Source organism: Roseibacterium elongatum DSM 19469 (genome assembly GCF_000590925.1).
Classification (GTDB): Bacteria; Pseudomonadota; Alphaproteobacteria; order Rhodobacterales; family Rhodobacteraceae; genus Roseibacterium; species Roseibacterium elongatum.
Genome location: NZ_CP004372.1, coordinates 2,817,946 through 2,837,591 on the forward strand (window position 1 = coordinate 2,817,946; position 19,646 = coordinate 2,837,591).

Annotated in this window: 14 protein-coding genes; 10 read left to right on the plus strand and 4 right to left on the minus strand. The window is 65.5% G+C overall.

Features of this window, described 5'->3' with window-relative positions:
- Positions 1-132: 132 nt before the first annotated feature.
- The gene (gene mfd / locus ROSELON_RS13755; protein ID WP_025312922.1) at positions 133-3,636 is read right to left on the minus strand and encodes a transcription-repair coupling factor; all 3,504 of its coding nucleotides are present in this window, start codon (positions 3,634-3,636) and stop codon (positions 133-135) included.
- 52 nt (positions 3,637-3,688) lie between these two features.
- Entirely contained in the window at positions 3,689-4,207 is a 519-nt protein-coding gene (locus tag ROSELON_RS13760) for a hypothetical protein (protein ID WP_025312923.1), read from the minus strand.
- Positions 4,208-4,379: 172 nt separating this feature from the next.
- Between ROSELON_RS13760 and hemB the strand changes: the two genes are divergently transcribed.
- The 8 genes from hemB to ROSELON_RS13800 all read left to right on the plus strand — a co-directional run bounded on the left by hemB (position 4,380) and on the right by ROSELON_RS13800 (position 13,178).
- Positions 4,380-5,378 carry a porphobilinogen synthase gene (gene hemB / locus ROSELON_RS13765; protein ID WP_025312924.1) on the plus strand — a complete coding sequence of 333 codons (999 nt, stop codon included), beginning with the start codon at positions 4,380-4,382 and terminating at the stop codon, positions 5,376-5,378.
- Between the two features lie 192 nt (positions 5,379-5,570).
- Positions 5,571-6,128, plus strand: a complete 558-nt coding sequence (locus ROSELON_RS13770) for a lipid-binding SYLF domain-containing protein (protein WP_025312925.1) — start codon at positions 5,571-5,573, stop codon at positions 6,126-6,128.
- An 82-nt stretch (positions 6,129-6,210) separates the two neighbouring features.
- Positions 6,211-8,685, plus strand: a complete 2,475-nt coding sequence (locus ROSELON_RS13775; RefSeq protein WP_025312926.1) for a penicillin acylase family protein — start codon at positions 6,211-6,213, stop codon at positions 8,683-8,685.
- Between the two features lie 101 nt (positions 8,686-8,786).
- The gene (locus ROSELON_RS13780; RefSeq protein ID WP_025312927.1) at positions 8,787-9,671 is read left to right on the plus strand and encodes a hypothetical protein; all 885 of its coding nucleotides are present in this window, start codon (positions 8,787-8,789) and stop codon (positions 9,669-9,671) included.
- A 36-nt stretch (positions 9,672-9,707) separates the two neighbouring features.
- Complete coding sequence (locus ROSELON_RS13785) at positions 9,708-10,667, plus strand: homoserine O-succinyltransferase (protein ID WP_025312928.1); 960 nt, start codon at positions 9,708-9,710, stop codon at positions 10,665-10,667.
- A complete protein-coding gene (locus ROSELON_RS13790; protein ID WP_025312929.1) occupies positions 10,664-11,611 on the plus strand; it encodes an alpha/beta fold hydrolase in 948 nt (315 codons plus the stop codon). Before ROSELON_RS13785 ends, ROSELON_RS13790 begins: the two co-directional genes overlap by 4 nt.
- 54 nt (positions 11,612-11,665) lie before the next feature.
- The gene (gene ppk2, locus ROSELON_RS13795; protein WP_025312930.1) at positions 11,666-12,556 is read left to right on the plus strand and encodes a polyphosphate kinase 2; all 891 of its coding nucleotides are present in this window, start codon (positions 11,666-11,668) and stop codon (positions 12,554-12,556) included.
- A gap of 4 nt (positions 12,557-12,560) precedes the next feature.
- Positions 12,561-13,178, plus strand: coding sequence for a TetR/AcrR family transcriptional regulator (locus ROSELON_RS13800; RefSeq protein ID WP_025312931.1), 618 nt, complete (start codon positions 12,561-12,563; stop codon positions 13,176-13,178).
- A 235-nt stretch (positions 13,179-13,413) separates the two neighbouring features.
- Here ROSELON_RS13800 and ROSELON_RS13805 read toward each other — a convergent pair whose 3' ends face one another.
- A complete protein-coding gene (locus ROSELON_RS13805; RefSeq protein WP_025312932.1) occupies positions 13,414-16,821 on the minus strand; it encodes an indolepyruvate ferredoxin oxidoreductase family protein in 3,408 nt (1,135 codons plus the stop codon).
- Positions 16,822-17,018: 197 nt separating this feature from the next.
- Here ROSELON_RS13805 and ROSELON_RS13810 point away from each other — a divergent pair, with 197 nt between their 5' ends.
- Positions 17,019-17,933 (plus strand): LysR family transcriptional regulator, encoded by a 915-nt coding sequence (locus tag ROSELON_RS13810; protein WP_025312933.1) that lies wholly within the window; start codon positions 17,019-17,021, stop codon positions 17,931-17,933.
- A 232-nt stretch (positions 17,934-18,165) separates the two neighbouring features.
- Complete coding sequence (locus tag ROSELON_RS13815) at positions 18,166-18,654, plus strand: GNAT family N-acetyltransferase (RefSeq protein ID WP_025312934.1); 489 nt, start codon at positions 18,166-18,168, stop codon at positions 18,652-18,654.
- A 22-nt stretch (positions 18,655-18,676) separates the two neighbouring features.
- Here ROSELON_RS13815 and ROSELON_RS13820 read toward each other — a convergent pair whose 3' ends face one another.
- Positions 18,677-19,438 carry an outer membrane protein gene (locus ROSELON_RS13820; protein ID WP_084613802.1) on the minus strand — a complete coding sequence of 254 codons (762 nt, stop codon included), beginning with the start codon at positions 19,436-19,438 and terminating at the stop codon, positions 18,677-18,679.
- Between the last annotated feature and the right edge of the window lie 208 nt (positions 19,439-19,646).

Sequence of the window (19,646 nt, forward strand, 5' to 3'; positions counted from 1 at the left end):
AGAAGCGAAAAGAACCAAAAGACAAACCAGCCTGCCCTTGTCCAGGCGCCGTTTCGTTGCATCGCTCACACCTCTTGCCCGATAGGTTTGCGGGTGCTTAGCGCCGAATGGTTGGCGTTGACAATCCTGCCCTCAGCTTTTCCTGGGCGTCGTTGCATATTGGGCAAGATCACGCGCGATGGCGAAGGCGCCCTTGATCTTCTCGGCCTCCTTTTTCCAGTCGCGGCGCACGATGATCTTGTTGTCCTTGACCTTGGCCAGGCCCTGCTGGGCCTGGATGAACTCCACCAGCCCCTGCGGATTCGGAAAGCGGTTTTCGTGGAACTGGATCGTCGCGCCCTTGGGGCCGGCATCGAGCCGGGCGATATGGGCGCGCTTGCACATGGCCTTGATCCGCACCACCAGAAGCAGCGTGTTGACCTCGCGCGGGAGCTTGCCGAAGCGGTCGATCAACTCGGCGGCAAAGCCTTCGAGATCGACCTTGGTTTCCAACTGGCTGAGCCGGCGATAAAGGCCAAGGCGCACGTCGAGATCCGGCACGTAATCCTCGGGGATCAGGACCGGCACACCAAGGTTGATCTGCGGCGACCACTGGCCATCGTCGCCCGGCAGCCCCTCGGCCTCGCCCGCGCGGATCTTGGAAATCGCCTCTTCCAGCATGGATTGATACAGCTCGAACCCGACCTCGCGGACATGGCCGGATTGTTCCTCGCCCACGATATTGCCCGCACCGCGGATATCGAGATCCTGGCTGGCGATGGTGAACCCCGCGCCCAGGCTGTCGAGGCTGCCCAGCACGCGCAGGCGTTTCTCGGCCGATTGGGTCAGCTTCGCGCGCGGCTTGGTCGTCAGGTAGGCATAGGCGCGGGTCTTGGCCCGGCCCACGCGGCCCCGAATCTGGTACAGCTGCGCCAGCCCGAACATGTCGGCGCGGTGAATGACCATGGTGTTCGCCGTCGGAATGTCGATGCCCGATTCGACGATCGTCGTGGCCAAGAGCACGTCATACTTGCCGTCATAGAACGCGTTCATGCGATCATCCAGCTCGCCCGCCGCCATCTGACCATGGGCGGTGACGAAGCTGACTTCGGGCACCTGGTCGCGCAGGAACGCCTCGATCTCGCGCAGATCCTCGATGCGCGGCACCACGTAAAAGGATTGCCCGCCACGATAATGTTCCCGCAGCAATGCCTCGCGGATGGTCACCGCGTCGAACTCGCTGACATAGGTGCGGATGGCCAGACGGTCGACCGGCGGTGTGCCGATGAGGCTGAGGTCACGCACGCCCGACAGCGACATTTGCAGCGTCCGCGGGATCGGCGTGGCCGAGAGCGTCAGGACATGCACGTCCGAGCGCATCTCCTTGAGGCGTTCCTTGTGGGTCACGCCAAAGCGCTGTTCCTCGTCGATCACCAGCAGGCCAAGGTTCTTGAATCGCACGTTCTTGGCCAGCAGCGCATGGGTGCCGATGACAATATCGACCGAGCCGTCGGCCATTCCCTTTTTCGTCTCGCTCGCCTCTTTCTGGCTGACGAACCGCGACAGCTGCCGCACATTGATCGGAAAACCGCGGAACCGGTCGCGAAAGGTCTTGGCATGTTGCCGCGCCAACAGCGTGGTGGGCGCGATCACCGCCACCTGCAACCCCTGCGCCGCGGCCAGAAACGCCGCGCGCATCGCCACCTCGGTCTTGCCGAACCCCACATCGCCCACCACCAGCCGGTCCATCGGGCGGCCACGTTCGAGATCCTCGATGACGTCGGCGATGGCGCTGAGCTGGTCGTCGGTTTCCTCGTAGGGGAAACGGGCGCAGAACGCCTCCCACATGTCGCCGGGGGCGGCGAGCACGGGGGCGCTGCGCAACTCGCGTTCGGCGGCGATGCGGATCAGCTTGTCCGCGATCTGGCGGATGCGTTCTTTGAGCTTGGCTTTCTTCGCCTGCCACGCCCCGCCGCCCAGCTTGTCCAGCAGCCCCTCTTCATGGCCGTAGCGCGACAGCAACTCGATATTCTCGACCGGCAGGAACAGGCGGTCGCCGCCGGCATATTCCAGCGCGAGGCATTCATGAGGCGCGCCCATCGCGGTGATGGTTTCCAGCCCGTTGTAGCGCCCCACCCCGTGATCGACATGCACGACCAGATCACCGGGCGACAGCGTCTGCGCCTCGGTCAGGTAGTTCTCGGCCTTGCGCGTCTTGCGGCGCGGACGGATCAGGCGATCGCCCAGAACGTCCTGCTCCGAGATGACGGTCAGGCCCGCGCCGGTGAACCCCTGTTCCAGCGGCCAGATCGCCAGGTGCACGGGGCCGGTGCCGGGGCCGGAAAAACCCGGGTTTTTCTGGCCGGAAAACTCGAGTTTTCCGCCCGCGAGATCGCGCGCGTCCGCGATCTCGACGGTGTCGATGATGTCCTGGTCTTCCAGCAGGCCCTTGAGACGCTCGCGCGCGCCCTCGGACCAGCTGGCCACCACGACGGCGCCATCTTCACGTTTGGCGCGAATATGGTCGGCCAAGGCGCCGAAAAGACTGATGTTTTCATTCTGTCGTTCGGGCGCGAAATCACGCCCCGCGCGTCCGCCGGCGTCAATCACACCCGGCCCCGGCGCTTGCGGCAGGGGCGAAAGCTGCACGACGCGGTGGCCGGCAATCGCATCTTGCCAGGCTGCGTCGGACAGATAGAGCTGTTCGGGCGGCACGGGTTTGTAGACGGTATCGAGCCGCCCCTTCTGCGTCAGCGCGGTCTTGCGCGTGTCGTATTGATCGGCGATCGACTCCCACCGGGACAGACGTTGTGGCGTGGATTGATCGTCCAGCGTGACGGCGGCGTCGGGCAGGTAGTCGAACAGGGTTTCCAGCCGCTCGTGAAAAAAGGGCAGCCAATGCTCGACGCCCTGATGCTTGCGGCCCGCGCTGACCGCCTCATAGAGCGGATCGTCACTGCCCGCCGCGCCGAACTCGATCCGGTAATTCTGTCGAAACCGCGTGATCGCGGCCTCGTCGAGGATCACCTCCGAGACGGGGGCCAACTCGATCCGGTCGAGTTTTTCAGTCGTGCGCTGGCTGACCGGATCAAAGCGGCGCGCCCCATCCAGCACGTCGCCGAACAGATCCAGGCGCACCGGCGCGGGCTCTCCGGGGGGCCAGACGTCGATGATGCCGCCGCGCACGGCATAGTCGCCCGGTTCCGTGACCGTCGGGGCCTGTACGAACCCCATGCGCACCAGAAACCCCTTGAGCGCACCCTCGTCGATGCGCCCGCCCACCGTCGCGACAAAGGCCGAGCTTTGCAAAAGCGCGCGCGGGGGAATGTATTGCATCGCCGCGTTCAAGGTCGTCAGAACGATGACATCGCCCGTGATCGCGCCCGAGGCCAGCCCCGCAAGCGTCGCCATGCGCTGCGCCGAAATGTCGGGATTGGGCGAGACGCGATCGTAGGGCAGGCAATCCCAACCGGGAAAGCGCAGCACCGGCACGGTCGGATCGAAGAACGCCAGCGCGGTCGCCATCGCCTCGGCCCGCTTGTCGTCGCGCGCGATATGCAGGACCGGGCCATCGCGGCGGCCCAGTTCGCGGAGCAGAAGCGTGGCGTCGAACCCTTCGGGCGCGCCACCGGCGAAGATGTGATCTGGCTGGCTCATGGAGCGCGAGACCTACGCCGCGGGCCGGGGAAGTCAAGCATGCGGTTCCGGCTCAGCCCAGGGGGCCGACGGTGACATTGGTGTACATGCCCCAGAAGGCGGTCAGGAAGATGAACAAAACGCCCAACATCTGCACCTTGATGCGGTGAAACCGCAAGACCTGCGCCACATCCTGGTAGCTGCTTGCGCGCAGTTTGCGGGCCGTCGCAAAGGTCAGCGCCCCCACCAGGAACGCCGGAAACAGCAAAAGGAACACGGCCTGGCTGAACTCGACCCGGTAATACCAGCCGGTTATGGCCAGCCCCGAGGACAGGAACGAGGCCACGCCCAGCATGAACGGCCCCGAGACGCGCGCCACCGTCAGGACGCGTTCGCCGTTGATCTCGGCCAGGGCCTGCATGTCCGCAGCGGCCCGCGCATCGCCCCGCCGGGCGCGATTGACCATGTGATAGGGCACCCCCAGCGTCCAGTGGGACAAGGTCGACCACATGATGGCAAGAACGATCCAGTACCACAGATTGGAAAACGACCTGAGGTCGATCACTTCGGTCACGAGGTCGAGAAAATCCACGCGTCTGCGTCCGTCTTGGTTCTGTCTGCCGATCTGGCGCGCACCTAGGCGCGCGGTTTGCGGGACGCCAGCGACGAAAATGCCGCCCCGCGCGCTTTGCCGCCTTGAAGCCACACCCCGCGCCATGGCACCGCTGTGGCAACGCAAAGACGAGAGCACGAGGACGCACACCATGAGCGCCAACCAGGCCCCCTTCCCCGCCACCCGTTTCCGCCGCACCCGCGCCGGCGCGTCCCTGCGCAACCTCGTGCGCGAGACCGAAATCAGCGTGAATGACCTGATCTGGCCGATCTTCGTGCGCGATGGCGAGGGCGTCGAGGAACCCGTGGCCTCGATGCCGGGGGTTGTCCGGCGCTCGGTCGACAAGATCGTCGAGGCCGCGCGTCAGGCGCACAGCCTCGGCATCCCGGCGATCTGCCTGTTTCCCTATACCGACCCGTCGCTGAAGACCGAACTTTGCGAAGAGGCATGGAACCCCGACAACCTGTCGAACCGGGCCATCCGCGCGGTCAAGGATGCGGTTCCCGACCTTGCCGTGATGACCGATATCGCCCTCGATCCCTATAACGCGAATGGCCATGACGGCATCGTTCGCGACGGGGTGATCGTGAACGACGAAACGGTCGAGGCGCTGGTCAAGATGGCCCTGGCGCAGGCCGAGGCGGGGGCCGATATCCTGGGGCCGTCTGACATGATGGACGGTCGGATCGGCGCCATGCGCGCCGCGCTCGAGGCCGCGGGCCATGTGAACGTGACGATCATGTCCTATGCCGCCAAGTTCGCCAGCGCCTATTACGGCCCGTTTCGGGATGCCGTGGGCGCCTCGGGGGCGCTCAAGGGCGACAAGAAGACCTACCAGATCGATCCGGCCAACCGCGCCGAGGCGCTGCGCTGCGTCGAGCGCGACCTGACCGAGGGGGCCGATATGGTGATGGTCAAACCCGGCCAGCCCTATCTGGACATGGTGCGCGAGGTGAAGGACCGTTTCGGCGCGCCGACCTATGCCTACCAGGTGTCGGGCGAATACGCGATGATCGAGGCGGCGGCGGCCAATGGCTGGATCGACGGCGAAAAGGTGATGCTGGAAAGCCTGATGTGCTTCCGGCGCGCGGGCTGCGACGGGGTGTTGACCTATTTCGCGCCCCGCGTGGCGCAGTTGCTGAACGGCTAGGGCTGGGGCCGTGCCCAAACCCTAGCGGTTTCATCGGCGGAAACCCGCAAACCTTGTGGCATTGGCGGATGACACCCGCGCCAAAGCGGCGTATCCTGTTGCCAGGAAACCCGCGCGTCTCGACGCGGGCAAACGAGGCATGTCACCCGCCATCGCCGATGGTCGGGGTCTAGGAAAAAGGCAGACCGACCCATGAGCAGCACCACGCGCAGGAATTTCGTCATCGGCGGGGCCGCGGTGCCCCTTCTGGCCGCCTGCGGCAACGGATTGAACAGCCGGGCCAGCCAACGCATCGATGCGCGCGTCGATACGGCCATCGATTTCATGTATCAGGAGGTGCCGGGCACCCGAGAGTTGGCCATGGACGCAGCCGGCATGCTGGTCATGCCGCTGGTCACCGAGGCCGGGTTCGGCATCGGCGGCGGCTATGGGCGCGGCGCCTTGCGCATCAACGGCGCGACGGTCGATTACTACTCGGCCGCGTCGGGCACCTTCGGTCTGCAGATCGGCGCGCAACAATACGCCCATACGCTGTTCTTCATGACCGAGGACGCGCTGCGGGCCTTCCGCAACTCGGCCGGATGGTCGGCAGGGGCAGATGTGCGCTATGCCGTCAACAGCCAGGGCGGCACATTGGGCATCGACACGACGACCCTGCTCGACCCGGTCATCGCGGTCATCTACGGGCAGGCCGGACTGATCGTCGGGGCCACGCTCGAGGGGACGCGCTATACCCGCATCCTGCCCTGACGGTGCCTTGATCGACCACGGCTTTGCATTCCCCCTTCCAAGGGGCTAGATGGCGCGAGACGTTTCTCCGCCCCGAGGATTCATGCCGATCATTCTGCGCTGGCTCGTGCGACTGGTTTCGATCGCGGTTGCGCTCAGCGTGGCCGCGGTGGCGGTCATGTGGTGGCTGGCCGGGCGCTCGATCCCCGACTATGGCGCCGACTGGACGGTGGCCGGCCTCGAACGCCCCGTCGAGATCGTGCGCAATACCTCGGCGATCCCGCATATCTTCGGCGAAACCGACCACGACGTATTCTATGGCCTGGGCTTCGCCCATGCGCAGGATCGGTTGTGGCAGATGCTTATGACGCGGCGCACCGCGCAGGGCCGGTTATCGGAGCTTTTCGGCCGGTCCACCGTGCAGATCGACGATTTCATGCGCCGGATCGACCTTTATGGCCATGCCCGCCGGTCGGTCGAGGCCCTCGACGCCCAGACCGTGGCCGAGTTGCAGGCCTATGCCGACGGGGTTAACGCCTGGATCCGGCTGGTCGGGACCGAGGCGCTGGGCCGCGGCGCGCCGGAACTGTTGCTGTTCGAACCGCAGATCGCGCCCTGGCGTCCAGCCGACAGCGTCGCGGTCAGCCTTGCGATGGCGCTGGACCTGGCGACCCATCACGAAGAGGAAGTCCTGCGCGCGCGCACGTCTCTGGCCCTTGGCGATCCCGCGCGGCTGGCCGATCTGCTGCCGGATGCCCCGGGCCAGGGTGCGGCGGAACTGGCCGATTACGCGGCCTTGTTCGACGCGCCCCTGCCGCGGTTCGCGCAGGGCGTCTCGGGCCCCCGCCATCCGCTGCATCCCAATGCGCTGGGCCGGGGCCGCGGCGGGGCGTCGAATGTCTTTGCCGCGACGCCCGAACGCTCGGCCGCGGGCGGGGCGCTGCTGGCCAATGACCCGCATCTGGAACTGACGGCCCCCTCGCCCTGGTATCTGGCGCGGCTGGAGCTGTCGACGGGCGGGGTGATCGGGGGCACCATTCCCGGCATGCCCGTGATCCTGGCGGGCCGGTCCGAGGCATTGGCCTGGGGCATCACCCATGCCTATCTCGACGATATCGACCTTTATGTCGAAGAGGTGAACCCCGACGACACCGAGCAGTATCGCACGCCCGAGGGCTGGGCCGCGTTCGAGACCCGGCGCGCCATCATCGAGATCGCGGACGAAGCCCCGATCACGATCACCATGCGCAACACCGAGAACGGCCCGGTCATTCCGGGCACGCATTTCGACATCGCGACCGTGACGCCGCCCGGTCACGTGATGAGCCTGCGTTGGACGGCCCTGACCGACGAGAACACGTCGATCCAGACCGGCATGCGCCTGATGCGCGCCACCACGATCGAAGAGGCGTTCGAAGCGGGCGAGGATTTCGTCGCGCCCGCGCAAAACCTGGTGGTGGCCGGCGCGGACGGCCGCATCGGCATGCAGGTGATCGGGCATATCCCATGGCGCATGACGGGCCACCAGACACAGGCGCGCATGCCCGCGCCGGGCTGGGAGCCGGAAAACCGCTGGCAGGGCATCACCCAGTATTTCGCCAACCCCACCTTCATCGACCCCGAGGGCGGCCTGCTGGGCAACACCAACAACAAGACCGTCGATCGGGATTTTCCGCTGCATGTCAGCTTCGACTGGGGCGACACGCAGCGCATCACCCGCCTGACGCGGCTGCTGCGCGATCGGCAGGTTCATACCCGCGACAGCTTCATCGAGGCGCAGCTCGATGCCGTCTCGGCCGCCGCACGCAACATCCTGCCCCTTGTGGCGCGCGATCTGTGGTTCATCCGCGAGGCCGCCCCCGCCGGAACGCCCGAGCGGCGGCGCCAGCGCGCCCTCGAACTGCTGGCCGACTGGGACGGCGAGATGAACGAACATCTGCCCGAGCCGCTGATCTACGCAAGCTGGATGCGCCATCTGCAACAGCGCCTGATCCGCGATGAGATCGGTCCGCTGGCCGAGGCCTTCTGGCAGTTGGAGCCGGTGTTCATCGAGCGCGTGTTTCGCGACGTGAACGGGGCCGCGATCTGGTGCGACGTGCGCCCCTCGACCGCGACCGAGACCTGCACCGACATCGCCGAGGCCGCCCTCGACGATGCCTTGCAGGACCTGAGCGAGACCTATGGCGCCGATCTGGAGACCTGGCGCTGGGGCGCCGCGCACGAGGCCCGCCACAGACATCCCGTCCTGGGGGACACGCGGCTGCTCTCGTGGATCGTGAATATCCACCAGCCGACATCGGGTGGCGATTTCACCCTGCAACGCGGCGCGACCCTCGGCCATGGGCCGACGCCCTTCGCCAATGTCCACGCCGCGGGCTATCGTGGCGTCTACGACTTCGCGGACCCTGACAGTTCGGTCTTCGTCATTTCCACGGGTCAGTCCGGCCACCCGCTCAGCCGGCACTATGACGATCTGGGCGAGTTGTGGCGCCGCGGCGAATATGTCCCGATGACCCTGGACCCTGATCTCGCCCGTGCCGGCAACCTCGGGATCACCACCCTGACACCGGCGGAGTGACGAGTGCCGGGCGCGCGCCCGGCCCTGCCCCCAACGATGCCCCCTTTCCGCGCCCCATGGCCTGCGCTAGGAAACGGGGCGCGAAAGATCATGCCAAGGTGATGCCGATGCCCCTCCTCTATGACAGCCCGGACGCGTGGCTTTCGGCGCCGCAAAAGCGGCTTTCGGTGTTTGGCATGTCGGGTCTGGGAAAGACGCGGCTGGCCAGCCTGCTGCGCGATCAGGGGGCGTGGTTCCATTACTCGGTCGATTACCGGATCGGCACCGCCTATATGGGCGAGCACATCACCGACAATCTCAAGCGTCAGGCGATGCGGGTGCCGTTCCTGGCCGAACTGCTGCGCTCGGACTCGATCTATATCGGCTCGAATATCCGCTTCGACAATCTCGCCCCTCTGTCCACCTATCTGGGCAAGCCGGGCGATCCGGGGCGCGGTGGCCTGCCCTTTGACGAGTACATGCGCCGCCAGGACCTGCACCGCCGGGCCGAGATCAACGCGCTGCTCGATACGCCCGCCTTCATCGCGCGGGCCCATGACCTTTATGGCTATCCGCATTTCGTGAACGATACCGGCGGCTCGATCTGCGAGGTGGTCGACCCCGAGAACCCGACCGACGAGGTGTTGACGAGTTTGTCGAAACACACGCTGCTGGTCTGGATCGAGGGCACCGAGGCCCATACCGAGGCCCTGATCCGCCGCTTCGATCGCGCGCCCAAGCCGATGTATTACCAGCCTGGCTTTCTGCGGGCGGAATGGGCAAGCTATCTCGACCAGAGCGGCCAGTCGCCCCAGACGGTCGACCCCGATGCCTTCGTGCGGTTCGCCTATGCCCGTGCGCTGGCCCATCGCGCCCCCCTCTATGCGGCGATGGCGCGCCACTGGGGTGTCAGCGTCACCGCGGCCGAGGTCGAAAGCGTCCGCGATGCCACGGACGCCGAGGCGATGGTCGCCGCCGCCCTTGGACGGCGCACCGCCAACGCCTAGATCACAGCACTCGACACCCACCAGAGGTCAGATCCCGTGCCCATCCGCCTGCCCACCAGCCTGCCCGCCTTTTCGATCCTGAAGGACGAGGGCGTCATGGTCATGGGCCGGCGCGCCGCCGACAAGCAGGATATCCGCCCCCTGCGCATCGGGCTGTTGAACCTGATGCCGAAAAAGATCCAGACCGAGACGCAATTCGCCCGCCTGATCGGGGCCACGCCCCTGCAGGTCGAGTTCTCGCTGATCCGCATGTCCGATCACGAAACGCGCAACACCGCGCCAGAGCATATGGAGGAGTTCTACCGCCCCTTCCGCGAGGTCGCAGCCACGGGCGAGAAATTCGACGGTCTGATCATCACCGGCGCGCCGATCGAGCATCTGCCCTTCGACGAGGTCACCTATTGGCCGGAACTGACCCGCGTCTTCGACTGGACCCAAAGCCACGTGCATTCCACCTTCGGCGTCTGCTGGGGCGGGATGGCGATGATCCACTACTTTCACGGGGTGAAAAAGCACCTGCTGCCGCAGAAACTGTTTGGCTGCTACCGGCACCAGAACCTTGCCCCCGACAGCCCCTATCTGCGCGGCTTCTCGGATGATTTCGTCATGCCCGTCAGCCGCTGGACCGAGATGCGCCGCGACGAGATCGAGGCCGCCGGCCTGCCCGTCCTGCTGCATTCCGAAGATGTGGGCACCGGCCTTGTCGAAGACCCCGATCATCGCGCGCTCTATGTCTTCAACCATCTCGAATATGACAGCGGCACCCTGAACGAGGAGTACCAGCGAGACCTGGCCGGCGCGCAGGTGGACGGGGCCGACATCCAGCTGCCGGTGAACTACTTTCCCGACGATGACCCCACGCGCCGTCCGCCGAACCGCTGGCGCAGCCAGGCGCATCTGCTTTATGGGAACTGGATTTCCGAGGTCTACCTGACGACCCCCTTCGAGATCGCGCGCATCGGCGAGGCCAGCACCGACTGGCGCACGGGCGCATGAAACTCGTCCTGATCCTTCTCGGCCTGCTGGCGGTCACCGTGGCCGTCACCCTGTGGAAGGCCGCCCGCCATGAACGTCTGGCCGAGGCGCATTGGCCGCCCGAGGGGCAGGTCCTGACCGTGAATGGCCATCGCGTGCATTACGTCATCCGGGGTGCGGGCCCCGATCTGGTGCTGATCCACGGGGCCAGCGGCAATACACGCGATTTCACCTTTTCGATGGTGGACAGGCTGGCCGATCGCTACCGGGTGATCGTCTTCGACCGGCCCGGCCTTGGCTACACCGACCGGATCAACCGCAGCGGGGCCTCGCTGCGGCAACAGGCCGACCTGCTGGTGCAGGCGGCCGCGCAGCTTGGGGCGGACCGCCCCCTGGTCTTCGGGCATTCCTATGGCGGATCGGTCGCCCTGGCCTGGGCCGTTCATTTTCCCGACCGCCTGTCGGGCCTGACCCTGTCGGCCGCCGCCTCGAACCCCTGGTCGACGGGGCTGGGGACCTATTACACGGTTCTCTCCCATCCCGTCGGGCAGTCGCTGGTCATTCCGGCGCTCACCGCCTGGGTACCCGATCGCGTGGTGGACGACACGATCGACAGGGTCTTCCTGCCCAACGCCGCGCCCGAGGGCTATCACCCGCATATCGGGGCCGGCCTGACCCTGCGCCGCGTCTCCATGCGGGCGAACGCGATGCAGCGCGCCAACCTGCTGGCCGAGATCACGGCCCAGGCCCCGCGCTATGGCGAGATCGCCGTGCCGGTCGAGATCATCCATGGCGATGCCGACGACACCGTGCCGCTGGCGGTGCATTCCATCCCGCTGTCGCGGCAGATCGATGGCGCGACCCTCACCGTGCTGGAGGGGATCGGCCACATGCCCCACCACGCCGCGCCCGAGGCGACAGACGCCGCCATCGACCGCACCGCCGCGCGCGCCGGATTGCGCTAAGGCGACGCGGCCCTTAATGTGACGCGTCATAACATGACGGCAGAGGCAGGCGGGATGAGCAAACCCTTCGACGGCGCGATCAGCAGGTTCTACAAGGAAGATGCGCCCGAAAGCGTACGCAAGGCGCTGAAATCGGCCAGCAAGGACACGATCCTCGACCCTCAGTACCCTTATGCCGCGCGCATGGATAAGAAAGACTACGAGCGTCAGCTCGCCGCCCTCCAGATCGAGCTGGTCAAGTTCCACGCCTGGGTGCGCGACACTGGCGAGCGCATCGCTGTGGTCTTCGAGGGGCGCGACGCCGCCGGCAAGGGCGGGTCCATCAAGCGGGTCCGCGAAAACCTGAACCCGCGCGTGGCCGGTGTGGTGGCCCTGCAAAAACCGACCGAGCGCGAGGCCAGCCAATGGTACTTCCAGCGCTACGTGCATCACCTGCCCGCTGCGGGCGAAATACGCCTGTTCGACCGCAGCTGGTACAATCGCGGCGTGGTCGAACATGTCTTCGGCTTTTGCACGCCCGACCAGCGGCAGGCCTTTTTTCGGCAGCTTCCCGATTTCGAACAGATGCTGGTGCGCGACGGGGTCCGCCTGACGAAGCTCTGGCTGAATGTCGGCCGCGCCGAGCAGTTGCGCCGCTTCCTCGACCGCGAGAAAGACCCGCTGAAGCAATGGAAACTCAGCAAGATCGATGTCGAGGGGCTGAAGAAATGGGATGCCTACTCGGACGCGATCGGGGAAACACTGGCCCTGGGGCACACCGCCCATGCCCCGTGGACGGTCATCCGCGCCGATGACAAGCGCCGGGCCCGGCTGGCCGTGATCCGCGCCATCCTCGCAAACATGCACTATCCCGGCAAAGACGAAGACCTGGTGGGCAAGCCCGACCCGATGATCTGCGGCGGCCCGGAAATGTGGGCCGATCACTCGGCGCCGAATGGCAGCTAAGGCCATGCCCAAACGCGGCTATCACCACGGAAATCTCAAGCAGGCCCTTGTCGATGCGGCGCTGACGCTGATCGAAACCAAGGGCCCCACCGGCTTTACCCTGTCCGAGGCGGCCAAGAACGCCGGCGTGACACCGGCCGCCGTCTATCGCCATTTCGAAGGGCGCGAAGACCTGATCGCCGAATGTGCGCGGCAGGGCCATGCGATCTTTTCCGACCTGATGGAGCATGCGTTCAATGATGGCCAGCCCACGGCGCTGGCGGCCTTCGAGGCCACGGGGCGCGCCTATCTCGCCTTTGCGCGGCGCTATCCGGGGCATTACATGGCGATGTTCGAAAGCGGCACCTCGGCCAATGCCACGCCGGACCTGGCCGCCGCGGCCAACCGCTCGCGCGCCGTGCTGGAACGGGCGGCGGCCGCCCTCAGCGCGCAATTGCCCGAAGGCAAACGCCCGCCGCCCACGATGTTCTCGGCCCATATCTGGGCCATGAGCCATGGGGTGGTCGAGCTTTTCGCCCGTGGCCGCCCGGGCGCGAACACGCCCTTTCCCCCCGAGGATCTGCTCGAGGCCGGTATCGGGATCTATTTGCGTGGCCTGGGTCTGATCGCCCCTGATAGCTGAGCCCCCGGCCCTCGACGCGCGAATGCGCGCCGACCCGTGCGAGGGGGCTGTCTGCCCCCTCGCGCTCCCCCGAGCATATTTCTCGGATAAAGATGGAGTGGACCGGACTAACCCCATCTTTATCCTTCAAATATGCAAGCCGCGAAGCGGCAAGGCGTGGGCGATTGCCTCCGCAGGAGGCATGAGGCCGCGCCTGCGCCGGGCGACGACGCAGGCGGCGCAAGCCCTGCCGCCCCTACTCGGCGGCCTCCGCCACCGGTGCCCCGCCCGAGCGTATCATGGCCAAAAGGTCCTCTCTCTGGCGCGCGGCCTTCTCGGCATTGGCCTCTTTCACGGGACCGAACCCCTTGATCTGCAGCGGCAGTTCCGCCAGCGCGACCAGCAGATCCATCGTTTCCGCCCGCGCCTCGGGCAATAGCGTCGTCATGTCCCGTTCATATTGCTTGATCAAGCCGCGCTCCATCCGCCGCTCGGCACTGTAGCCGAACACATCCAGCGGCGTGCCCCGGAGGGGTTTCAGGCGCGCAAGCAGCGGGTAGGCCTTTGCGATCCACGGGCCAAAGGCGCGTTTCTTCGGCCGCCCGTTCGCATCCTTGCCGGGCAGAAGCGGCGGGGCGAGGTGGTATTTCAGGGTGAAATCCCCCTCGAACTCTGCGCGCGCCTTGGCGACGGTATCGAGGTGCAAGCGCGCGACCTCGTATTCATCCTTGTAGGTTAGCAGCTTGTGATAGCCCTTGGCCACGGCCTCCTTCAGGCGGGGCTCGGTGATGCCGTCCACCATCTTGCGGTACCGCCTCGCCAGTCGCGGCCCCTGGTATGCGGTCAGATGCGCGACGCGGAATTCGATCTTCTCGTCCAGCGTCTTGGGAAGCGCGACCACCTCGGCCCGCGTCAGTCGCTCGGCGGCGTCGGGGTTTTCGACCGCCCAACGCCCCATTTCGAAAGCCTGCAGGTTGGTCTCGATCGACGCGCCGTTCAGCTCGATGGCGGCCCGGATCGCCGCGTGGCTGAGCGGGATCAGCCCCATCTGCCAGGCAGCACCAAAGGTCATCATGTTCGAATAGATCGAGTCGCCCAACAGTGCCTTGGCCAGGTCCGTGGCATCGAAAAGCGCCAGTCGATCCTTCAGACGCGCTTGCAGCGCCGTCTGCAGATCGGACCCGGGAATGCGGAACTCGGTATCGCGGGTAAAGTCGCCGGTGATGATCTCGTGGCTGTTCACCGCGGCGCCCGTCTGGCCCGTGCGCATGGCCGACAGCGTCTTGGCCCCGCCTGTGACGACCAGATCGCCGCCGATGACGGCATGGGCCTCGCCCACACCGACGCGAATGGCGCTGATATCGGCCGGGTCGTTGGCCAGGCGCAGGTGAATCCAGACCGCCCCCCCTTTTTGGGCAAGGCCCGCCATCTCGATCATGCCGGCCCCCTTGCCGTCGATCTGCGCGGCCTGCGCCATCACCGCGCCGATGGTCACGACACCGGTGCCACCCACGCCCGTGACCAGCACGTTATGGGTGCCGTCGATCGTGGGCAGCGTGGGCTCGGGCAAGCCCGACAGGTCCACCTGAGCCGTCGCCTGTTTGCGGATCTTGCCGCCCTCGACGGTCACGAAGCTGGGGCAGAACCCCTTGAGGCAGGAAAAATCCTTGTTGCAGCTGGATTGGTCGATGGCCCGCTTGCGGCCCAGCTCGGTCTCCACCGGCACGATGGACACACAGTTCGACTGTACACCGCAATCGCCGCAGCCCTCGCAGACATCGGTGTTGATGAAGACACGCCGGTCGATATCGGGAAAAGTGCCGCGCTTGCGGCGGCGGCGTTTTTCGGCGGCGCAGGTCTGCACGTAGATGATGACCGAGACGCCGGGGATCTTCTGATACTTTTCCTGTACCGCCATCAGGTTGTCACGCTCAAAGCGCTCCAGCCCTTTGGGATAACGCGACCAGTCGATCTCTTCCTTGGGGTCGTAGACCAGCGCGATATGCTGCACCCCCATCGCCTGCACCTCGGCCGCGATGCGCGCGGGGTCCAGATCGCCCTCGTTATGCTGGCCGCCGGTCATGGCCACGGCATCGTTGAAGAGGATCTTGTAGGTGATGTTGGTGCCCGCCGCCAAGGCGGCGCGAATGGCGAGAATGCCCGAGTGGTTATAGGTGCCCTCGCCCAGGTTCTGGAACATGTGGGGCCGGGTCGAGAACGGCGCCTCGCCCACCCAGTTCACGCCCTCGCCGCCCATATGGGTATAGGCCTCGGTCTCGCGGTCCATCCATTTCGCCATGAAATGACAGCCGATCCCGGCCCCGGCCCGCGCGCCATCGGGCACCCGGGTCGAGGTGTTGTGGGGACAGCCCGAGCAGAACCACGGCACGCGGGCCGCCAGATCGGGGGTGTTCGAGGCACGCTTGGCCTCGTCGACCTTGGCCATGCCGGCGCGGATGCGGTCGGTTTCCCGCCCTTCCTCGATCAGGATCCGGCCGAGTTTCAGCGCGATATCGGCGGGGTCGAGCGCAAAGTGGGTGGGGAACAGGATCTCGCCGCCGCCGCCCTTGCGATAGCCATAGACGCGGCGACCGCGACGATCGTCAAAGATCGCTTCCTTGACCTGCACCTCGATCAGCTTGCGCTTTTCCTCGACCACCACGATCAGGTCCAGCCCCTCGGCCCAGTCGCGCAGCGAGGTCATGTCCATCGGCCAGGTCTGCCCGACCTTGTAGGTGGTGATCCCCAGCCGCTCGGCCTCGGCCGCGTCAATGTTCAGCGCCGACAGGGCCGACATCAGGTCGAGCCAGTTCTTGCCCGCCGCGACCAGACCGATCTTGGCGCCGGGCTTGCCCCAGACGCGCTTGTCGATACCGTTGGCCCGCGCGAACGCCTCGGCGGCATAGCGTTTATGAGCGACGAGGCGTTCTTCTTGCGGCACCCAGTGGTCGCCGAGGCGGATGTTCAGCCCGCCCTCGGGCATGTCGAACGGGGGCAGCACGAAAGACATGCGATCGGGGCGGCCATCGACCACCGCCGTGGCCTCGACCGTGTCCTTCATGGTCTTGAGCCCGACCCAGACGCCGGCGAAACGCGACAGCGCAAAGCCGTAATGCCCGAAATCGAGGATTTCCTGCACGCCCGCAGGCGACAGGACCGGCATATGCGCATCGACCAGCGCCCAGTCGGACTGGTGGCAGGTGGTCGAGGATTCGCCGGTATGATCGTCGCCCATCGCCATCACGACGCCGCCATGGGGCGAGGTGCCGGCCATGTTCACATGCCGCATCACGTCGCCAGAGCGGTCGACGCCCGGCCCCTTGCCGTACCACAGGCCAAAGACACCATCGAACTTGCCTTCGCCGCGCAACTCGGCCGTCTGGCTACCCCAAAGGGCTGTGGCGGCCAGATCCTCGTTCAGACCGGGCTGGAAAACGATGTCGGAGGCCGACAACTGCTTGCCCGCGCGCGCCATCTGCAGATCGACCGCCCCCAGCGGCGACCCGCGATAGCCGGTAACCAGACCGGCGGTATTCAACCCCGCGGCCATATCCCGCGCCTTTTGCGCCAGCATCAGGCGCACCAGCGCCTGCGTGCCATTCAGCAAAACCGGGGATTTCGTCAGATCGAACCGATCCGACAGCGAAACCTGTTGCAAACCCATCGTGCACCTCCCTGCAAGCTAGGGTAACACATTCCATTATAGGTCAAAAAGGCTGACCTGAAAACAGGTTTTTCCGCAGGCGGCGGAATTCGGCATACCCGCGTCGACTGAATTTTGGGCAAAGCCGCATTAGGCTTTGAAAGCGCTGCCCCGGATGCATATCAGGTATTCCGAACACGTAGCTGGAGGTTCGCCCGGTGGATTGGGACAAATTGCGAATTTTTCACGCCGTGGCCGATGCCGGCAGCCTGACCCATGCCGGCGATACGCTGCACCTCAGCCAATCCGCGGTCAGCCGGCAGATTCGCGCCCTCGAGGAAGGGTTGAACACGACGCTGTTTCACCGCCACGCGCGCGGTCTGATCCTGACCGAACAGGGTGAATTGCTGTTCGACGCCACCAAGCACATGACCAAACGCCTGGATGCCGCCGCGGCCCGCATTCGCGACAGCGAGGAAGAGGTCTTCGGCGAATTGCGCGTGACGACGACGATCGGCTTCGGATCGCTGTGGCTGGCCCCGCGCCTGCCGGCGCTCTATGCGAAATATCCCGACCTGCGGATCGACCTGATGCTGGAGGAACGTGTTCTCGACCTGCCGATGCGCGAGGCCGATGTCGCCATCCGCATGAAGGAACCCAGCCAGGCCGACCTGATCCGCCGAAAGCTGATGGCGATCAACATGCGCCTCTACGCCTCGCCCAGCTATCTGGAAAAGAACGGCACGCCGCAAAGCCTCGAGGAGCTCAGCGAACATCGCCTGATCAGCCAGAACGCCAACAGCGCGCAGGTCTCGGCCGGTGCCGTGTTGGTGCGCGAACTGACGAGCTATGATGTCGGCAGCCATCTGACGGTGAACAATTACTTCGGCGTCCTGCAGGGCGTCATCCACGATCTGGGCATCGGGGTTCTGCCCGACTACCTGACGCAGGATTTTCCAGAGATGGTGCGCGTCCTGCCCAATGTTGAATCCAACGAGGTGCCTGTGTTCCTCGCCTATCCCGAGGAATTGCGTCAATCGAAGCGAATCGAGGCGTTTCGCGAGTTCGTCACCGAAGAGGTCATCGCCCATCGCAAGCGACTGAAAGAAAGCCTCGGCGCACAGGCGGGCTGAGCGCGGAGCGGCACAGAACGGCCGATATCACCATTTCTGTGTGCTATGCGCCACAATCATACCGGGAATGCGGCAGTGCGGCGCGAAACGGCTTGATCGATTCTAATGTGCTGACTATTTCAGCATCAATGGAGCGGAACAGGCAACTGTCCCTTCATTACCTCCCTGTTGGACTTTGGCCGAGATTCGTCTCGGCCTTTTTTTTGACCGCAAGACGCGCAGAGGGGATGCGATGACCGCGCCTGGAATTGGCCATTGGGTCGAAACAAACCCATCCGATTTCGACGATTGGGACGCGTTGTTGCAACTGTTGGGCGATTGCTTCGCAGGTATGGAGGGGCGGATCGACCCGCCATCGTCGCTCAACCACCTGACGGCTGCCGATCTTGCCCGCAAAAGCGAGACCGGGGACCTCTTTCTCATGCGCATCACGGGCCGCCCGGTCGCCTGCGCTTTCGGGCTGGCGACGCCGGCATGTTACCATGTGGGGAAACTTGCGGTTGCTGCACCGCAGCGCGGCCAGGGCATGGCGCGCGAGATCCTCGATGCCGCGGCACGGGCGGCTGGCAGCCACGGGTTGACCTGTCTCGAGGTGCAGACCCGTGTCGAACTGCGCGAAAACCACCGCCTGTTTCGGCGGCTCGGGTTTTCGCTGGTCGCAGGGACGTCACATGCCGGTCACAGCCGTGCAAGAAGCCTGACGTTCCGCCGCGCCCTGTGATCGGGCGCGGCGTTGCAGGCCGTCAGAAGCCGATGACGAAGCCCATCTCAACGCGCCCGAGCGTGATGTCGAGCTCTTCCTCGAACCCATTGGCATTGATGCCGAAATCCTGCTGCGGCACATCGTAGGACCCGAAATCCGTGTAGGTGTATTGCAGGGTCAGCGCTGCGTTGTCATTTAACTGGTACATCGTCCCGACACCGAACGAATAGCCGTCCACGTCGAAATCCTGCGTTCTGCCATGGCCGGGGGCGGCGGGCTCGGCGAAACGGTCGATCCGACCGTCCATGCTTTCGCCCTGGCCGAACGCATACCCGGCCGTCCCGAACACCGAGAAGCCACCGCCGAGCGTCATGCCGACGAGCGCGCGCAACTCTACCAGATCGGTGATTTCGAACGCATTGGGCGTGCTCAGTTCGAACCGGTCGTCATAGCCGGTGCCCGCCTGGCCGACCCGGATGCGCCGCGTGTCGTCGACGACCATACTGCCCATCATGCCCGACAACTCGCCGCCGACGAGGAACCCGCCCAACTCGGTCATGTAGCCGACGCGCAGGTTCACGCCGCCGCCTTCGATATCGAAGGTTTCGGTCGGGTTGCCCTCGAACAGCGGCGCGGCGATGCCTTCGGGGACGACATAGTGGCTGGTGCTGCTCAACTCCCCGATGCCGATCACCCCGGACGCACCGAAATAAAGGCCAAGCGGGTCGGCCTGGGCCGTGTTGGCGGGTGCGATGGCCAGCACGGCAGCAACTGCGGTTCCGCCGAGAATTGCACGCATCATGGTCGGGTCCTTCCTTCTTCCTGTCACGGCCCCTTGGGGGCGCGTCTTTTATTGTGGCGGACGTTATGCCCGGGATGGGCAATGGGCCAGATCGCGGGCCGGTCTGTGGTAAACTCCGACGCCAACTGCGGTTTTTCGATCACGCCTTGGCGCGGAAGGTGACGCTGGCAGGCTCGCGATGCGCCATCATCGGTGCCGAATCGACCCG

Bases quoted from the DNA above. Each gene is read 5' to 3' on its own strand.
- ROSELON_RS13800 (WP_025312931.1), top strand. From the start codon at position 12,561: ATGCCCAAACGCGGCTATCACCACGGAAATCTCAAGCAGGCCCTTGTC.
- ROSELON_RS13780 (WP_025312927.1), top strand. From the start codon at position 8,787: ATGCCGATGCCCCTCCTCTATGACAGCCCGGACGCGTGGCTTTCGGCG.
- ROSELON_RS13770 (WP_025312925.1), top strand. From the start codon at position 5,571: ATGAGCAGCACCACGCGCAGGAATTTCGTCATCGGCGGGGCCGCGGTG.
- ROSELON_RS13790 (WP_025312929.1), top strand. From the start codon at position 10,664: ATGAAACTCGTCCTGATCCTTCTCGGCCTGCTGGCGGTCACCGTGGCC.
- ROSELON_RS13815 (WP_025312934.1), top strand. From the start codon at position 18,166: ATGACCGCGCCTGGAATTGGCCATTGGGTCGAAACAAACCCATCCGAT.
- ppk2 (WP_025312930.1), top strand. From the start codon at position 11,666: ATGAGCAAACCCTTCGACGGCGCGATCAGCAGGTTCTACAAGGAAGAT.
- ROSELON_RS13775 (WP_025312926.1), top strand. From the start codon at position 6,211: ATGCCGATCATTCTGCGCTGGCTCGTGCGACTGGTTTCGATCGCGGTT.
- hemB (WP_025312924.1), top strand. From the start codon at position 4,380: ATGAGCGCCAACCAGGCCCCCTTCCCCGCCACCCGTTTCCGCCGCACC.
- mfd (WP_025312922.1), bottom strand. From the start codon at position 3,636: ATGAGCCAGCCAGATCACATCTTCGCCGGTGGCGCGCCCGAAGGGTTC.
- ROSELON_RS13805 (WP_025312932.1), bottom strand. From the start codon at position 16,821: ATGGGTTTGCAACAGGTTTCGCTGTCGGATCGGTTCGATCTGACGAAA.
- ROSELON_RS13820 (WP_084613802.1), bottom strand. From the start codon at position 19,438: ATGATGCGTGCAATTCTCGGCGGAACCGCAGTTGCTGCCGTGCTGGCC.